This window comes from Pectobacterium aroidearum, from assembly GCF_041228105.1.
Taxonomy (GTDB): Bacteria; Pseudomonadota; Gammaproteobacteria; order Enterobacterales; family Enterobacteriaceae; genus Pectobacterium; species Pectobacterium aroidearum.
The window spans coordinates 5,235,879-5,252,370 of record NZ_CP166097.1 but is presented as its reverse complement, the minus strand read 5'-3'; the positions used below and the strand labels follow the sequence as shown (position 1 = coordinate 5,252,370).

13 protein-coding genes are annotated in these 16,492 nt (G+C 51.2%); 2 read left to right on the top strand and 11 right to left on the bottom strand.

The genetic code is table 11. The features are described from left to right. Positions 1-123: 123 nt before the first annotated feature. Both AB8809_RS23655 and AB8809_RS23650 read right to left on the bottom strand, forming a co-directional pair. Positions 124-1,119: a VirK/YbjX family protein gene (locus AB8809_RS23655; RefSeq protein WP_349855520.1), complete on the bottom strand. Its 996-nt coding sequence runs from the start codon at positions 1,117-1,119 to the stop codon at positions 124-126. 261 nt (positions 1,120-1,380) lie between these two features. Beyond that, complete coding sequence (locus AB8809_RS23650; protein WP_349855519.1) at positions 1,381-2,565, bottom strand: benzoate/H(+) symporter BenE family transporter; 1,185 nt, start codon at positions 2,563-2,565, stop codon at positions 1,381-1,383. A gap of 90 nt (positions 2,566-2,655) precedes the next feature. On the opposite strand from AB8809_RS23650, the gene AB8809_RS23645 reads away from it, so the two are divergent. Continuing rightward, positions 2,656-3,222, top strand: a complete 567-nt coding sequence (locus AB8809_RS23645; RefSeq protein WP_180779453.1) for a helix-turn-helix domain-containing protein — start codon at positions 2,656-2,658, stop codon at positions 3,220-3,222. Positions 3,223-3,283: 61 nt separating this feature from the next. Here AB8809_RS23645 and phoU read toward each other — a convergent pair whose 3' ends face one another. From phoU to glmU, 8 genes are all read right to left on the bottom strand, one after another. Continuing rightward, positions 3,284-4,015 carry a phosphate signaling complex protein PhoU gene (gene phoU / locus AB8809_RS23640; protein ID WP_205947308.1) on the bottom strand — a complete coding sequence of 244 codons (732 nt, stop codon included), beginning with the start codon at positions 4,013-4,015 and terminating at the stop codon, positions 3,284-3,286. A gap of 12 nt (positions 4,016-4,027) precedes the next feature. Further along, positions 4,028-4,801: a phosphate ABC transporter ATP-binding protein PstB gene (gene pstB / locus AB8809_RS23635; protein WP_010681437.1), complete on the bottom strand. Its 774-nt coding sequence runs from the start codon at positions 4,799-4,801 to the stop codon at positions 4,028-4,030. A gap of 50 nt (positions 4,802-4,851) precedes the next feature. Then, positions 4,852-5,739, bottom strand: a complete 888-nt coding sequence (pstA, locus tag AB8809_RS23630; RefSeq protein ID WP_015842339.1) for a phosphate ABC transporter permease PstA — start codon at positions 5,737-5,739, stop codon at positions 4,852-4,854. Continuing rightward, entirely contained in the window at positions 5,739-6,698 is a 960-nt protein-coding gene (gene pstC / locus AB8809_RS23625; RefSeq protein ID WP_015842338.1) for a phosphate ABC transporter permease PstC, read from the bottom strand. Before pstC ends, pstA begins: the two co-directional genes overlap by 1 nt. Positions 6,699-6,855: 157 nt before the next feature. After that, the gene (gene pstS / locus AB8809_RS23620; RefSeq protein WP_349855518.1) at positions 6,856-7,896 is read right to left on the bottom strand and encodes a phosphate ABC transporter substrate-binding protein PstS; all 1,041 of its coding nucleotides are present in this window, start codon (positions 7,894-7,896) and stop codon (positions 6,856-6,858) included. 211 nt (positions 7,897-8,107) lie between these two features. Beyond that, positions 8,108-9,535, bottom strand: a complete 1,428-nt coding sequence (locus AB8809_RS23615) for a DUF4026 domain-containing protein (RefSeq protein ID WP_181830431.1) — start codon at positions 9,533-9,535, stop codon at positions 8,108-8,110. Between the two features lie 167 nt (positions 9,536-9,702). Next, positions 9,703-11,535 carry a glutamine--fructose-6-phosphate transaminase (isomerizing) gene (gene glmS, locus AB8809_RS23610; RefSeq protein WP_181847279.1) on the bottom strand — a complete coding sequence of 611 codons (1,833 nt, stop codon included), beginning with the start codon at positions 11,533-11,535 and terminating at the stop codon, positions 9,703-9,705. A 202-nt stretch (positions 11,536-11,737) separates the two neighbouring features. After that, positions 11,738-13,108 (bottom strand): bifunctional UDP-N-acetylglucosamine diphosphorylase/glucosamine-1-phosphate N-acetyltransferase GlmU, encoded by a 1,371-nt coding sequence (gene glmU, locus AB8809_RS23605; RefSeq protein ID WP_349855516.1) that lies wholly within the window; start codon positions 13,106-13,108, stop codon positions 11,738-11,740. 314 nt (positions 13,109-13,422) lie between these two features. Between glmU and pelX the strand changes: the two genes are divergently transcribed. Then, positions 13,423-15,657 carry a pectate disaccharide-lyase PelX gene (gene pelX / locus AB8809_RS23600; RefSeq protein ID WP_015842333.1) on the top strand — a complete coding sequence of 745 codons (2,235 nt, stop codon included), beginning with the start codon at positions 13,423-13,425 and terminating at the stop codon, positions 15,655-15,657. 414 nt (positions 15,658-16,071) lie between these two features. On the opposite strand, the gene AB8809_RS23595 is transcribed toward pelX, so the two are convergent. After that, positions 16,072-16,491, bottom strand: a complete 420-nt coding sequence (locus AB8809_RS23595) for a F0F1 ATP synthase subunit epsilon (protein ID WP_015842332.1) — start codon at positions 16,489-16,491, stop codon at positions 16,072-16,074. Position 16,492 lies beyond the last annotated feature (1 nt).

The window sequence follows — 16,492 nt, the reverse complement described above, 5'->3', positions numbered from 1 at the left end:
CCCTGCCCCTTGATTATCGCTGTATTAACAGCAGGCTATCAGCAGGGTGAAAACGCGGGAAATAACATAAATAGCTATAATATAACCTTATGTTACTTCGGTATTCTGGCAGATTATCCTGATTCAGGTACGGCTGGATAGATTGATGGAACGCAGCAAACTACCGGCGAGTACGTCATTAATCTGGCAGGCTACCTCATCAAAGAGCGCATAGCGTCGGCGGTATTCTGCCCGCTTGCGGCTGGGAATGTCCTGTTCAGACTTTCTCGGCAGAGATAGCGGTAGCGCAATGTTGCCATCAGGTCGCGGTTGACCGCCGTGGGCGAAGAGGAACGCATTGTAGTCGGCCAGAAAAACATGGCGTTTCTTACTGCGATAGCGCCAGTGTTTATAGATATGCGTTTCGTTACTGACCGCGATAACGTGCGCCAGATTAAGGCCTTGAGCCAGGTTAAGCAGGCATTCCAGAAGAATACGTTTGGGAAACAGACTATGGCAATCTCGCGTCGCGCCCTGAATAACCTGATGCGGCGTTTGTGCATCCGGCCCCTGAATCCCACCGATAAACAGGCCCATTTCCCCTTCAATGCGCAGGATGGAGAACGTCATCTGTGCCAGCACGTGCTCGCTGTTCTCAAGCTGTAGAGAGAGCTCGCCTTCCTTACACATTTGATCGTTAGTCATCAGGCGAAGCGTGTAATTTTCATCGCTTTTTCCCTGAAAACTGGCCAGCACGTTACCGCCCCCGTTCTGGCTATATAACAAGCGCTGGCGATGTAACGGCAACGTTTGAATAAAGCGGTAATGATCCATTAAGGCCGTACAGGTTTGATCTGTCGGTAGCGACGCCATCAGGTAGGGGCGCTGGAGCTTACTATAAAGCTCATTGCCGTCACGTCGAAAAATATCCTGTACGGGATAATCGACGATAAAACTGAGCCATTTCATGGTCAGCAGCGGGTGAAGCATCACTCGGGCGGTATATTTTATACGCCATTGGAGACTCTCCCAGCGCCGATCCGGCTTGTGTTTACCCGTTGCCAATGCCAGCAACAGGGAAAATGCGGCCCGAAACTGAGTCTTCGTATTTCCAAGTGATTGTGTAGAAGTAATGTCCATGAATGTCACCATGATTAAGATGACGAAATCGTAGCGGGACATTCATCAATGAAACTAAAATCGCGACGCCTAAAAAGCAGCGTTCTCTTATTCGTTGAGGATTAATTTAAGATAAGCGCTCGCCTAATGGCGATCGTTTAAGCATCGAGATACACGGGCGACCACAGGGGTGAGGCCTCCCTGCGGGAACCTCCCCCTGTGTTTCCCTAACAACGGGCTTAAGTGACCTGTATTAGGTGCTAGCCTGTTTTCCTGGTGCACTTAGCGTAACGCCGCTTTTCCCCCAGACAGCACCAGCCAGGTCATCATCCCCCCAATCAGCCCCCAAAACGCCGCGCCAATTCCCCACAACGTTAATCCAGAAACGGTAATCAGGAAAGTGACCACCGCCGCATCACGCTGTTGTTCATCCAGTAAAGCGCGATACAAACTACCCGAAATGGTGCTAAGCAGCGCCAAACCGGCGATAGCGTGAATCAGCGGCTGCGGCAGCGCCGTGAAAAGCTGCCCGATAGACCCACCGAAAACACCCGCCAGCAGATAAAATCCACCAGCGGCGACGGCGGCAAGATAGCGTTTTTTCGGATCGGGATGCACATCCGACCCCATACAGATCGCGGCGGTAATCGCGGCGATACAAACGGAAAAGCCACCGAACGGCGTCAATACCAGCGCGATTAATGCTGTAATGGCAATCAGCGGCGACACGGGAACCTGATTGCCAGCGGCTTTTAGCGTGGCAAAGCCCGGTGCGTTCTGCGACGCCATGGTGACAATGAAAAATGGAATACCGACGCCCAACAGCGATGCCCACGAAAAATGCGGCGTAATAAACTCCGGTACGGCAAACACCAGCGGCGAATCAGAAACCGCAATTTGCCCACGCCATAAAGCCAGCAACAGGCCAGCGAACAGCGTTAACACAATGGCAAAGCGAGGGATCAGCCGACGACTGAGCAAATAGATCGCGCACATCGTGAAAGCCAGCCAGAAATCCTGTTGCAGGGAAAGAAAGGCATCCGCACCAAAGCGCAGCAAAATCCCCGCCAGCATCGCGGCAGAAATGGCCTGTGGAATCACATTCATCAGGCGGGCAAAAAGACCGGTGATCCCGCAGATAAAGATAAGCGCGGAAGCAAACAGGAACACGCCAATCGCTTCATTGAGCGATGTACCCGGCAGACTGGTAACCAGCAGCGCCGCTCCCGGCGTTGACCAGGCAGCCAGTATCGGCGCGCGGTAATAGAGCGACAGGCTAATGGACGCCACCCCTTGCGCAATCCCCAGCACGCTTAACCAGCCGCCGATTTGCGCCGCACTGGCACCCGCGGCTTCCGCCGCCTGAAAAATGATGGCGGCCGAACTGGTGTAGCCCACCAGCACCGCAACAAAACCGGCGATAAAGGCCGAAAAAGTGACATCTTTTAGCGCAAATGACACAGGCATGATATACCTTCACTCTTATCGTGCGCTATAACGCACAGAAAGCGTTAACATAGCAGCGTGCGTTATAACGCACAAGCAGGAGTAGCATTGATGTCTGATGAGCTAACCCACCGTATTGGCAATACCCTGAAAACGTTGAGACAGGAGAAAGGCTGGAGCCTCACACGCGCGGCAGAAGAAACCGGCGTGAGCAAAGCGATGCTGGGTCAGATCGAGCGTGGCGAATCCAGCCCAACGGTCGCCACCCTGTGGAAAATTGCAACGGGACTGAATGTGGCGTTTTCCACCTTCATTCAACCGACGCTCGCCGAAGAAGACGTGGCGTATCGTTCGGTAGCAAGTTCAGCATTCAGGGAACGCGAAGCTGGTATGCACGTTGTGCCGATCTTCCCCTTCGATAAAAAACTGCGTTTTGATATGTTTGTTATTGAGCTGGCAGCGGGTGCCAGTAGCACCTCATCGGCGCATGAAAGCGGGGTGATCGAGCATATTATTGTGCTGGAGGGCCAACTGGAAATGACCGTTGATGGGCAGACGCAGTTATTATCCGCGGGGGATGCCCTGCGTTTTGCCGCCGACAGAGAACACCGCTACCACAACCCTGCCGATACTACTGTTCGCTTCCACGATCTGATTCACTATCCTGATAAAAATTAAATCGTGATAAAAAATAACGCCCTGCAAGCAGGGCGTCAGCATGATAAGCCTAAGAACGGGCTTACTCTTCTTCTTTCTTCTCTTTCTGCGCCAGCAGCTTCTCCAGCGCATCGCCACCGAGGTGACGGAAGTCCTGACCTTTAACGAAGTAGAAGATAAATTCGCAGATGTTCTGGCAACGGTCACCGATACGCTCGATAGAACGGGCGCAGAACAGCGCGGTCAGTACGCTTGGGATGGTGCGGGAATCTTCCATCATGTGAGTCATCAGTTGACGCACAATGCCTTCGTACTCTTTATCCACTTTCTTGTCTTCGCGATAAATACGAATCGCTTCGTCCAGATCCATACGGGCAAAAGCATCCAGCACGTCATGCAGCATTTGCACGGTGTGGCGCCCTAATGATTCCAGGCTAACCAGCAGCGGCTGATGCTGATGGGAGAATTTCTCCAGCGCGGTGCGACAGATTTTATCCGCTACGTCACCGATACGTTCCAGTTCAGAGATGGTTTTGATGATCGCCATCACCAGACGCAAGTCGCTCGCAGTAGGCTGACGCTTCGCGATAATGCGCACGCAGGCTTCATCGATCGCCACTTCCATCATGTTAACTTTGGAATCGCCTTCAATGACCTGCTGAGCCAGCTGCGCGTCCTGATTATGCATCGCGGTAATCGCGTCAGTCAGCTGTTGCTCCACCAGCCCGCCCATTGTCAGGACCTGCGTGCGGATATGTTCCAGTTCGGCGTTAAACTGACCGGAAATGTGTTTGTTCAGATTCAGATTATCCATGATGCTTCCTAATCAACCGTAACGGCCGGTGATGTAATCTTCAGTCTGTTTCTGCCGTGGAGCAGTAAACAGGGTATCAGTATCGCTGAACTCAATCAGCTCACCCAAATACATAAACGCCGTATGATCGGAACAACGCGCCGCCTGCTGCATGTTATGCGTCACAATGACCACGGTGTAGTCTTTTTTCAGCTCGGAGATCAGCTCTTCAATGCGGCCAGTCGAAATCGGGTCGAGTGCAGAACAGGGTTCATCCAGCAGCAGGACATCCGGGCGAATCGCAATACCGCGCGCAATACATAAACGCTGCTGCTGACCACCAGACAGGCTATAACCGCTCTGGTGCAGTTTATCTTTCGTCTCTTGCCACAGCGCCGCTTTGGTCAGCGCCCACTGCACACGCTCATCCATATCGGCGCGGGACAGTTTCTCAAACAGGCGAACGCCAAACGCGATGTTATCGTAAATGGACATCGGGAACGGGGTCGGTTTCTGGAAAACCATGCCGACCTTGGCGCGCAGCAGCGCGATATCTTGCTTATCCGTCAGGATGTTATTGCCATCCAGCAGGATATCGCCTTCGGCGCGCTGCTCAGGGTAGAGCTGGTACATTTTGTTCAGCGTACGCAGCAGTGTGGATTTACCACAGCCGGACGGGCCGATAAACGCGGTAACCTGATTCGCGGCAATATCCAGCGTGATGTTTTTCAACGCATGGAATTTTCCGTAATAGAAATTCAGATCGCGTACCTGGATTTTGTTGGATGTCTCAGTTGCCATACTCATCAAGACTTCTCTCTTTTTCCTGGCGCTGCCTTGCAACACCTTGAATTTATTTAATGTTTCTTAGCGGAGAAAATAACACGCGCCAGAATGTTCAGCAGAAGAACACACAGTGTAATCAGTAGTACGCCCGCCCAGGCCAACTGTTGCCACTCCACAAACGGGCTCATGGCAAACTTAAATATGGTGACCGGCAGGTTAGCAATCGGATGCATCAGATCCGTGCTCCAGAACTGATTCGACAGCGACGTAAACAGCAGCGGCGCGGTTTCCCCCGCGATACGCGCGATAGCCAGCAGCACCCCAGTGATGATGCCTGATACCGATGCCTTCAGCGTAATCGCAGAAATCATTTTCCATTTCGGCGTACCCAGTGCATAAGCCGCTTCACGCAGGCTATCCGGCACCAGTTTAAGCATGTTCTCAGTAGTACGAATCACAATTGGCACCTGCAACAGCGCCAGCGCAATGACTCCCGCCCATCCCGAGAAATGCTGCATCTTTGCCACCACCAATGTGTAGACAAACAGGCCAACCACAATCGAAGGGGCGGATAGCAGAATATCGTTGATGAAACGAATCACTTCGGCGATCCAGGATTTACGACCGTATTCCGCCAGATAGATGCCCGCCATAATCCCCAGCGGCGTACCCAGCAGCGTCGCCCACAGGATCAGCAATCCGCTACCAACGATGGCGTTCGCCAATCCACCGCCTGCCGTATTGGGCGGCGGCGTCATCTCGGTAAACAATGCCAGAGACATACCATCTACGCCTCGAGTCACTGTTGAGAACAGGATCCAGATCAACCAGAACAGGCCAAATGCCATCGTGGACATGGATAAGAACAGCGCAATGCGGTTTTTCTGGCGACGCCAGGCCTGCATTTTACGCCGCGAGCGTGCCAGTTCGGCTTCTTGCTCTATGCCTAATGTTGCCATTAGCGCGCTCCCTCATTTTTTGCCAGACGCATCACCATCAACTTTGAACACGCCAGAACAATAAAGGTGATCACAAACAGAATCAGACCCAGCTCCATCAGCGCCGCCGTGTGCAGACCCGATTCGGCTTCGGCAAATTCATTCGCCAACGCAGAAGTAATACTGTTGCCCGGCATATACAGCGACGCGCTGTCGAGCTGGTAGGTGTTACCGATGATGAAGGTGACCGCCATGGTTTCCCCCAGAGCACGCCCCAATCCCAACATCACCCCACCGATCACACCGTTTTTGGTGTAAGGCAGTACAATGCGCCAGATCACTTCCCACGTCGTACAGCCGATGCCATAAGCGGACTCTTTCATCATGACTGGCGTTTGCTCAAACACATCACGCATGACCGCTGCAATGTACGGGATAATCATGATGGCAAGAATGACGCCAGCAGCCAGAATACCGATTCCGAACGCCGGGCCGGAGAACAGTGCGCCAACAATAGGAATGCCGGACAGGACGTTGCCTACCGGCTGTTGGAAGTATTCGGCAAACAGCGGAGCGAAAATGAACAGCCCCCACATGCCGTAAACAATACTCGGTATGGCCGCCAGCAATTCAATCGCCACGCCAAGCGGACGCTTCAGCCATGCGGGTGCCAGTTCGGTGAGAAATAACGCAATCCCGAAGCTAATCGGGATGGCAATAATCAGTGCGATCAGTGAGGTCACGACGGTTCCGTAAATCGGCACCAGTGCACCAAACTGCTCTGCGGGCGCATCCCACTCTTTCGTCCACAAGAAGGCAAAACCGAACTTCTCGATGCTAGGCCAGGACGCCACAATCAGGGAAACAATGATGCCTCCCAATAGCAGTAGCGTGACCAGCGCCGCCAGTTTTACCAGCGTGCTGAAGAGGATATCGCCATATTTTCCCGGGGCTTTGATAGTTGGCTTGTACTCCGCCATACGTCTCTCTTCTCGTTTTAACTGCATTTAATAAGCTATTGAAGGCAGAGAGGTTGCTATCACCTCTCCGCCCCGATACGACTTGTTATTCCACTACCGTATTTCCAGCACCTGACAACCTCATCACGCTCTGGTTATCAACCTGTCGATACAATAATTAATACTGTGCTTTACCGCTGCTGTCTTTTACCTGAGTTTTCCAGGCAGCACGGATTTGCTCAACCACTTCTTTAGGCAGAGTGGCGTAATCCAGCGCTTCTGCTTGCTCGCCGCCTTTCTTGAACGCCCAGTCGAAGAATTTCAACACTTCAGCGCCCTGTTCAGGTTTTTCCTGTTTGGTATGAACCAGGATGAACGTCGTTGAGGTGATCGGCCATGCATCAGCGCCTTTCTGGTTAGTCAGATCCTGAGCAAAAGACTTGCTCCAATCGATCTCTTTAGCCGCATTGCTGAAGCTTGTACCAGTTGGGCTAACCGCTTTGCCATCGGCAGAAATCAGTTTGGTGTAAGCCAGGTTGTTCTGCTTGGCATACGCATATTCTACGTAACCGATAGAACCAGGCAGACGCTGTACGAACGCTGCGATACCGTCGTTACCTTTACCGCCCAGACCGGTTGGCCAGTTCACAGTAGAACCTGCACCAATCTTCTCTTTCCACTCTGGGTTCACTTTCGCCAGGTAGCTGGTGAACACGAAAGACGTACCAGAACCGTCAGCACGACGAACAACAGCGATATCCTGATCCGGCAGCTTGGCATTCGGGTTCAGTTTGGTGATCGCCGGGTCGTTCCATTTTTTGATGTTGCCCAGGTAGATATCACCCAGTGTTTTACCATCCAGCGTCAGTTCGCCAGATTTGATACCAGGAATGTTCACTGCCAGTACCACGCCACCGATAACGGTAGGGAACTGGAATAAACCATCCTGTGCTAATTTGTCGTCAGCCAGCGGCGCATCAGAAGCACCGAAATCTACAGTTTTAGCGATAATCTGTTTTACACCGCCAGAAGAACCGATTCCTTGATAGTTAACTTTATTGCCGGTTTCTTTTTGATAAGAGTCAGCCCATTTGGCATAAACAGGCGCAGGGAATGTCGCACCGGCACCGGTGAGGTTAGCAGCAGCAAAAGCAGAGAATGCCGTCAGAGAAAAGGTTGCCGCAACAACACTGGCAAGAGTGGTACGCATCAGTTTCATAATCCCTCCTGTGGGATAATCGACGTGTCGACGTGGAGTCGTTATCAATCAGAGTTATCAAATCAGAGTGTAGTTCGCAGGAGGAAAAATAGGACAATTTGGTGACAGTAAAATGTACGCAATATGACAGTTTTATGACAATGAGAAAGGGCGCGGGAAAATTCAGGTACCACCAGCCAGAACACGCGTCCTGACTGGTTCCGGAGATCGGTCAGTGAGTCTGACTATGACTAAGTAATTTATAAATGGTATCAGGCTTATAGCTATCGCCTTGATAATAAATCGCCCAATCAGTTACCCTTGATATATCAACAGAATACACACCACCTTCCTGCATATCCTCAACGTAGAACGGATGATTGATTAATGTTCCCGTCACTACCGTGTCGTGGATTGCTTCGGGTATAAACCACATATGTTCACGCTCTTCGCCTTCTTCACCATGAGGAATGCCAAACTTCACCATGAAACGCCATTCACTCTCGACAGGCTTCGGTGATTTTTTTAACAGCTTAGCTAAAAAACCCTGCTTAGCCGGTTCATCACTCACATGGTAGTTTTCAAACATATTGACGAAATAGCGCCAGCGCAGCTGCGCTTTACGCGACATTTCCGCCGTCTCCGCATTGGTACGCCAGAACATGATGGCATTCTGCTCATCAAACCCTTTAAAGAACGTTTGCAGTACCGGATTTTCTTCGTTGGTACGAAACAGCATACAGGAAGGTTCCTGATGCACATCATCCCGATCGGCACGATCGCCCAGAAACACACCCTCCGGTGTCCCTTCCAGATCGTAGCGCATCTCTTCCAGAGGCCGCAGTTGGTCAATCGGCGTGGATTGATTCACATGCCGCAGCCCTTCTTCAAACGGTAATGCCACCAGATATTCATAGCCGCTGTCCGTTTGCCCGCACAGAATCGGCTCGTTAAAGGTAATTTGCTGATTTTGAATGGCATTATTGACAAAACTTCTGAATAAATCCGGGATGCCGTAATACGAACTCAGCGTCTCTGGAATGACAAGTTCCGCTTCCGTCAGCCCGCATCGCGCCAAACCATGCGAGTGAAACCAGAATGTTGTTGGTGGATCGTTTTCGGTGTCGTACACGGCATGAATGGTATACAACGATTCAATTTCCGGCAGAACATCATCCTCTAGCTGAAAATTCAGCCATTCGCGGGTAAACACGTTACCAGCGGCAGAAATATCGATCCCCAGGAGAAAATCCGGTACCACGGCGCTTAATAAACGAAGCTGATGAACGTAGTCTTCCAGCGGATTTGACCCAAAAAGACACTCGACCATCACTTCCTGCGTTGCCGCATTAGCCTGCGCCAATAGCTCAGGTGAAATCGGATCGGTTGAATGTATCGGCGTGATTTTATTCTCAGGATCGCGCTCCGATACCTCAAGATAAAAGGTCAGCTCTCTATCATGATGGCGACAGGTATAAAAGAATCCGCCCTGTCCCTGCTCGGTATAGCTTATTTCACCCTCGGTAAAGAATGACTGCGCCTCTAATAGGCTTTCCAGTAGCGGATAGTTCATCTCTCGTGAGGAAAAAGCAACCATCGTTGAAGGCGCTTTTTCGCCCTTTCCCTCGGCGATATCCAGGTATTGTTGTTTGTTATTCATATTAAGAACGAGTCAGTATTCAATATGGGTAAACCAATATACCGAATAAATTTTAATGAGGAGAGTTCAGTGAGCGTAAAAAGAGTGGAGTATAGAAAATGGGTGGTGATATAAAAAATAAACGAAGGTAAATAGCGCCAAGGCTACTTACCTTCATTCTTTAAAAATTACTCAACAGTAACTGATTTCGCCAGATTGCGTGGCTGATCAACGTCAGTGCCTTTAATCAGCGCAACGTGATAAGACAGCAGCTGCAACGGCACCGTATAGAAGATTGGCGCAATCACTTCTTCGATATGCGGCAGCGGAATAATTTTCATATTTTCGCTGCTGGTGAAACCGGCATCTTCATCAGCAAAGACATACAGCTCACCGCCGCGCGCCCGAACTTCTTCGATGTTGGATTTCAATTTCTCCAACAGTTCGTTGTTCGGTGCCACCACCACAACCGGCATATCCGCATCAATCAACGCCAGCGGGCCGTGTTTCAGCTCGCCTGCTGCATAGGCTTCAGCGTGGATGTAAGAGATCTCTTTCAGCTTCAGCGCGCCTTCCATCGCGATCGGATACTGATCGCCACGGCCAAGGAACAGCGCATGGTGCTTATCAGAGAAACCTTCTGCCAGAGATTCGATGAGTTTGTCCTGAGACAGCATCTGCTCAATACGCGCTGGCAGCGCCTGCAAACCATGAACGATATCATGCTCAATCTGCGCATCCATGCCGCGCAGACGGCCAACGCGCGCCACCAGCATCAGCAGAACGGTAAGCTGGGTGGTGAAGGCTTTGGTCGAGGCCACACCAATCTCTACGCCCGCTTTGGTCATCAGCGCCAGATCGGATTCACGCACCAGAGAGGAACCCGCCACGTTACAAATAGCCAGAGAACCCAGATAGCCCAGTTCTTTGGACAAGCGCAGCGCCGCCAGCGTATCCGCCGTTTCGCCGGATTGAGACAGGGTAATCATCAGGCTGTTCTTACGTACCGCTGGTTTGCGGTAGCGGAATTCTGAGGCGATTTCTACGTCGCACGGAATCCCCGCCAGCGCTTCAAACCAGTAGCGGGAAACCATGCCGGAGTTGTAGGACGTCCCGCAGGCGATAATCTGAACGTGCTCAACCTTCGCCAGCAGTTCATCCGCTTTCGGGCCTAATTCAGAAAGATTGATCTCGCCGTGACTGAAACGCCCTTCAAGGGTGTTCTTGATTGCCATCGGCTGTTCGTAGATCTCTTTCTGCATGTAGTGACGATACGCGCCTTTGTCACCGGCATCGTAATTCACTTTTGATTCGATTTCTTCGCGTGTGGCAAGTTGGCCGGATTTATCAAACACGCGCACGTCACGGCGGGTGATTTCCGCCACGTCGCCTTCTTCCAGGAACATAAAGCGACGCGTCACAGGCAATAGCGCCAGCTGATCGGAAGCAATGAAGTTCTCACCAACACCACGGCCAATCACCAGCGGGCTACCAGAGCGAGCAGCAACCAGTACGCTTGGATCGCGGTTATCCAACACCACCATGCCATACGCACCGCGCAGCTGTGGGATCACACGCTTAACCACCTCAACCAGCGTTCCACCGTTTTGCTTCTGTTCAAAATGAACCAAATGGGCGACCACTTCCGTATCGGTTTCAGAAACAAAACGATAGCCGCGGCCGATCATCAGTTCGCGCAGCGGTTCGTGGTTTTCGATAATGCCGTTATGGACGATGGTGATATGTTCAGAAACATGCGGGTGAGCGTTCTCTTCAGAAGGTTCGCCGTGCGTTGCCCAGCGGGTATGGGCAATCCCCGTACCGCCGTGCAGATCGCTTTCTTCAGCAGCCTGAGACAGTACCTGTACTTTCCCCAGACGGCGTAAACGGGCGACGTTGCCTTCGCTATCAACAACCGCTAACCCCGCAGAGTCATAGCCGCGATACTCAAGACGACGTAAACCTTCCAACAAAATTTCAGCAACATCACGTTGCGCAACTGCGCCTACAATTCCACACATCGATGGTATTCCTATAAAAGTGACATATTGTGTCACCAGGGATGTCTTAGACCTGATTGTTCCGGTTTTTCCGGGTTCCCCGAGCCTTGTAGAGAGTTGGGGATTATTATGTTTTGTTCTGTACTCTGGGCTCGACCAATACAGGGGAGCAGCCAACGTACAGGACAAAACCGCCTCCGCCGTGTGCGGAGGCATAGCATAACTATTTCTTCTTCACCGGACGCTGCCAGCCGGAAATATGCCGCTGTTTCACGCGGCCGACCACCAGCTCATTCTCCGCCACATCGTGCGTGACGGTCGTTCCCGCGCCGATTGTCGCGCCGTTGGCTACGCTAACGGGCGCCACCAGTTGACTATCAGAACCGACAAACACGTCATCACCAATTACCGTCTTGTGTTTATTCGCACCGTCATAATTGCAGGTGATCGTTCCCGCGCCAATATTAACACCGGAACCGATATCCGCATCACCCAAATAGCTAAGATGACCGGCTTTTGATCCTTTGCCCAAGCGCGCCTTTTTCAGTTCGACAAAATTGCCAACATGCGCACCTTCAGCTAGTTCCGACCCCGGACGCAAGCGGGCAAACGGACCAACGGTACACTCAGCGTCTAATACAGCGTCTTCCAACACAGAGTAAGGACTGATCTCACAGTCGTCGCCAATAATACTGTTTTTGATCACACAGCCCGCACCGATTTTCACCCGGTTGCCTAGCTTAACATTGCCTTCCACGACAACATTGACATCAATCACCACATCACGACCATGAGTCAGTTCGCCACGCAGATCAAACCGTGCCGGATCGAGCAGCATGACACCAGCCAGCAGCAGTCTATCCGCCTGTTCACGCTGATAAACCCGCTCCAAGGCCGACAGTTGCAGGCGATTATTAACGCCTTCCACTTCGCTCAACCGTTCAGGATGAACCGCCTCAACACACTGGCCTTCTTCCGCTGCCATCGCAATGATATCGGTGATATAAAACTCGCCCTGTGCGTTGTTGTTATTCAATTGGCTTAACCAACGCTTCAGATCCTTACCGTTCGCAATCAAAATTCCGGTATTGATCTCGTTAATTTGGCGCTGTTCTTCACTGGCATCTTTGTGCTCAACGATCCCGACTACAGCACCGTTTTCACGCACAATCCGCCCATAGCCCGTTGGATCGTCCAATTTCACCGTCAACAGACCGATACCGCCCTGCGGCTTAGCTTGACGTAAACGCCCCAGCGTTTGCGACGAAATTAGCGGCACATCGCCATATAGCATCAGGATATCTTCATCATCGGCAAAATAAGGGGCAGCTTGCTGCATCGCATGGCCAGTTCCCAACTGTTCAGCCTGTAGCACCCAATTCAATGCCGGATCGGTCAATTCATGCTTTAACAAATCGCCGCCGTGACCATATACCAAATGAACGTGCTGTGCGCCTGTCGTCATTGCGGCATCAATGACGTGCTGAACCATCGGCTTACCTGCCAGTTTGTGTAACACCTTAGGAAGGTCGGAATACATACGGGTTCCCTTACCCGCAGCAAGGATCACCACACTCATAGCACTATTTGACATAAGCATCCTGACAGTGCGAAGCCATCGCTCCGCAAGAATAAAAATGGCTAGCCTGTTACGGCATGAATAACCAGAGTTTACCGAAACTCATGCATAACGCGGATACTTTTTGGTGAGTTTTTTCTGAAAATCTCGCACAAAACGATGAATACCTATGGCGAGAGTGTGATGTCCCCAACAACAGAAATGGCACAGGGTTTCATAAAAAACAGACTTTATTTTTAAGTATTTCCATTTGTGACACACACAAAAGAAACAGCGTTTCATTTATAGCAATATACGCGGGCGAATAATTCAATAACGAAGGAGACACAATGAAACGTTGTTCTTCACCAAAATGTCATTCTTTACGGAAACACCGTTCTTCACGCCTCGCAGCCGTCGCGTTGACGAATGCATTACTTTTCAGCTTCAGCACACACGCCGCGACAGAATCAACGCCAGTCTGGCACGGTATCGCCTTTGGTCAGTCAACAGACGTAAACTTTTCATCCAATGTCCTGCCGGAAAAGATTGGTGTCAACGACGTCACCATTAACGGCAAGAAATTAGCCCCAGGGGATAACGCTGATTTGTCCGCCCCCATCACGATTGAGAGCCGTGGCGGAAAGATTGCCAACACCCATGACGGGCTGACGTTCTTCTATACGCAACTGCCTGCCAATGTGAATTTTACGCTTCAGTCTGATATTACCGTGGAACAGTTTGGGCCAGAAAACGGCGCCAAGCCCGCGGCTCAGGAAGGAGCGGGAATTCTGGTGCGCGATATTATTGGCGTACCGCGTCAGAATCCGCTGAAAGAAGGGTATGAAGAGTTCCCTGCCGCGTCCAACATGGTGATGAACGCCATCATGACGCAGGATAAAAAGTCTCATACCGAAATTAAACTACAGGCTATTTTGCGCAATGGCGTGACGCAGCCGTGGGGTAATGCGGGCGCGAAAATTACCAAAACCAGCTATCAGGAAAATGTGAATCTGGAGCAAACGCCGACGTTCCGCCTGAAACTGGAGCGTACCAACGATGGCTTCATCACCTCTTATGCACCGAAAGGCACAGATAACTGGGTATCGAAAGAAGTCAAAGGCGCGGACGTCGTCACCAAGCTGGATAAAGACCATTACTACGTCGGTTTCTTTGCCTCCCGTAACGCCAAAATCACCGTCAGCAATGCACAGTTGACCACCACGCCAGCACAAACCAAAGCTTCACCGGCGTTTAAAGCTAAGGACTACGATCCTTTACTTCAGGTGATGTCATCGCCTAAAACCACCAGCGAACACTATGTCGTGCAGGCCAAAGCCAATTACAACGGCACGATCGCGGTTTCACAAGACGGTAAATCTCTGGGTGATGCTAAGCAGATAAAAGCAGGAGAGACCTTCTCTCTGCCAGCGAAAATTGCCGGCAACGGTGCTGAATTCAAGATAGCCTACCAGCCTGTGGAAGGGGATGATAAAGCGGTAAAAGAGAGCACATTGAAAGTTGAAAGAGTGGCTTACGCAGACGCTAAAAATCTGTATGTTTCGCCACAAGGTTCAGCCAGTAATGACGGCAGTAAAAATGCCCCGCTCGATTTAGCCAGCGCCGTCGCCGCTCTACCAGCAGGCGGCACCATTTGGCTCAACGATGGCGATTACAGCGCGTCTGAAATCCCTGTCAGTGCCAGCGGCCAGCAAAAAGCCGTCAAGAATCTGTTTGCTGTCGGCAATAAAGCCGTCATTCACGGCCTGCAACTGAAAGCGAGCCATTGGCATGTTAAAGGGATTGAAATCACCGAGAAACCGTTCCGTATCGAGGGAAGCTACAACACCATCGAACGCGTTATAGCGCACCACGCTGACGATACTGGTATTCAGGTGACCTCGACGGCCGATGTAGGCAGACCGCTGTGGGCCAGCCATAACCTGATCCTGAACTCAGAATCTCACAGTAATCAGGATCCAGGCAAAATTAACGCCGACGGTTTCGCGGTGAAAATGCGTGTCGGTGAAGGCAACGTGATTCGCGGCGCGTTCTCGCACAATAACGTCGATGACGGCTTCGACCTGTTTAACAAAATCGAAGACGGCGCAAACGGCGTTGTGGTGATCGAGAACTCAATTGCCATGAACAACACCAGCAACGGCTTCAAAATGGGTGGGGAAGGTCAGCCAGTGGCGCATCAGGTTAAAAACAGCATTGCTGTGGGTAACAAACTTGATGGTTTCACCGACAACTTCAACCCTGGCGCCTTGATCGTTGAAAATAACATTGCGTTAGATAACGAACGCTTTAACTTTATTTTCCGTCCAAGCCCTTACTCTGGCCCGGAAAAACAAGGCGTCTTCAAGAACAACATGTCGCTGAAAACCAAAGCGGGTAAATATGATGATGCGGTTGTCGGCAGTATCGATAACACCAACTACTTCATCAAAGGCGACCGCTCTGTTAACGCGCAAGGTAAGGAAATCACAGTAAATAATTTCGTGTCGGTAACCATCCCTGAAACGTTTACGCGTGATGCCAAAGGCAATCTGGTACTTGGCGACTTCCTGAAGAAAAAATAAGTTTGTGCAGAGAGCACCACAGATTTTGCCATTATCCGGCGCAAAAAATTATGCTGAGGAGATAGCAGGCTTAGGATGAGCAGCATGGACGCTGCGAAAGCTTGCGCCACGTCAGGAACGTGTCGCAAGCGGTCCGTTAAGCCTGATACCGACGAAGGTACCGCGTAGCGGCATAATTTAGCCGGAAGCCAGGGTTCGCAGGGCGGCGGCGACTGAGCGTCCCTGCGTCGGGCGCGTGATACGGAATAGCATGAAAATGGCGAAATTATCGCGCACGAAACCATCTCTTAGTCTGCATAAAAATGTAACTAAGAGGTGAATCTGTGAAGGCAGGCAGGAAAGAGGCATCACCTTAAATGCAAAAAGGCCAGTCAGTGTGAACTGACTGGCCTTCAATCATTGCAAGCTTATCTGTTACATCGCTTTTCTGGTCAGCTCGATAACGCGCAGCTTCGCAATCGCTTTGCTCAGCTCTGCTGAAGCCTGAGCATAATCCACATCACCATGCGAATTACGGATATGATCTTCAGCTTTGCGTTTAGCTTCCAGCGCACGAGCTTCATCCAGATCCTGCCCACGGATTGCGGTATCAGACAGTACGGTAACGGTATTCGGCTGCACCTCAAGGATGCCGCCAGAAAGATAAATATACTCTTCCTCACCGTGCTGCTTAACGATACGAACCATACCAGGTTTAATGGCAGTAAGCAGAGGGGCATGTCCCGGATAAATACCCAGTTCGCCTTCGCTCCCCGTTACCTGGATCTTCTGCACCAGACCGGAGAACATTTGCTGTTCTGCACTCACGACATCCAGATGGTAAGTCATAGCCATG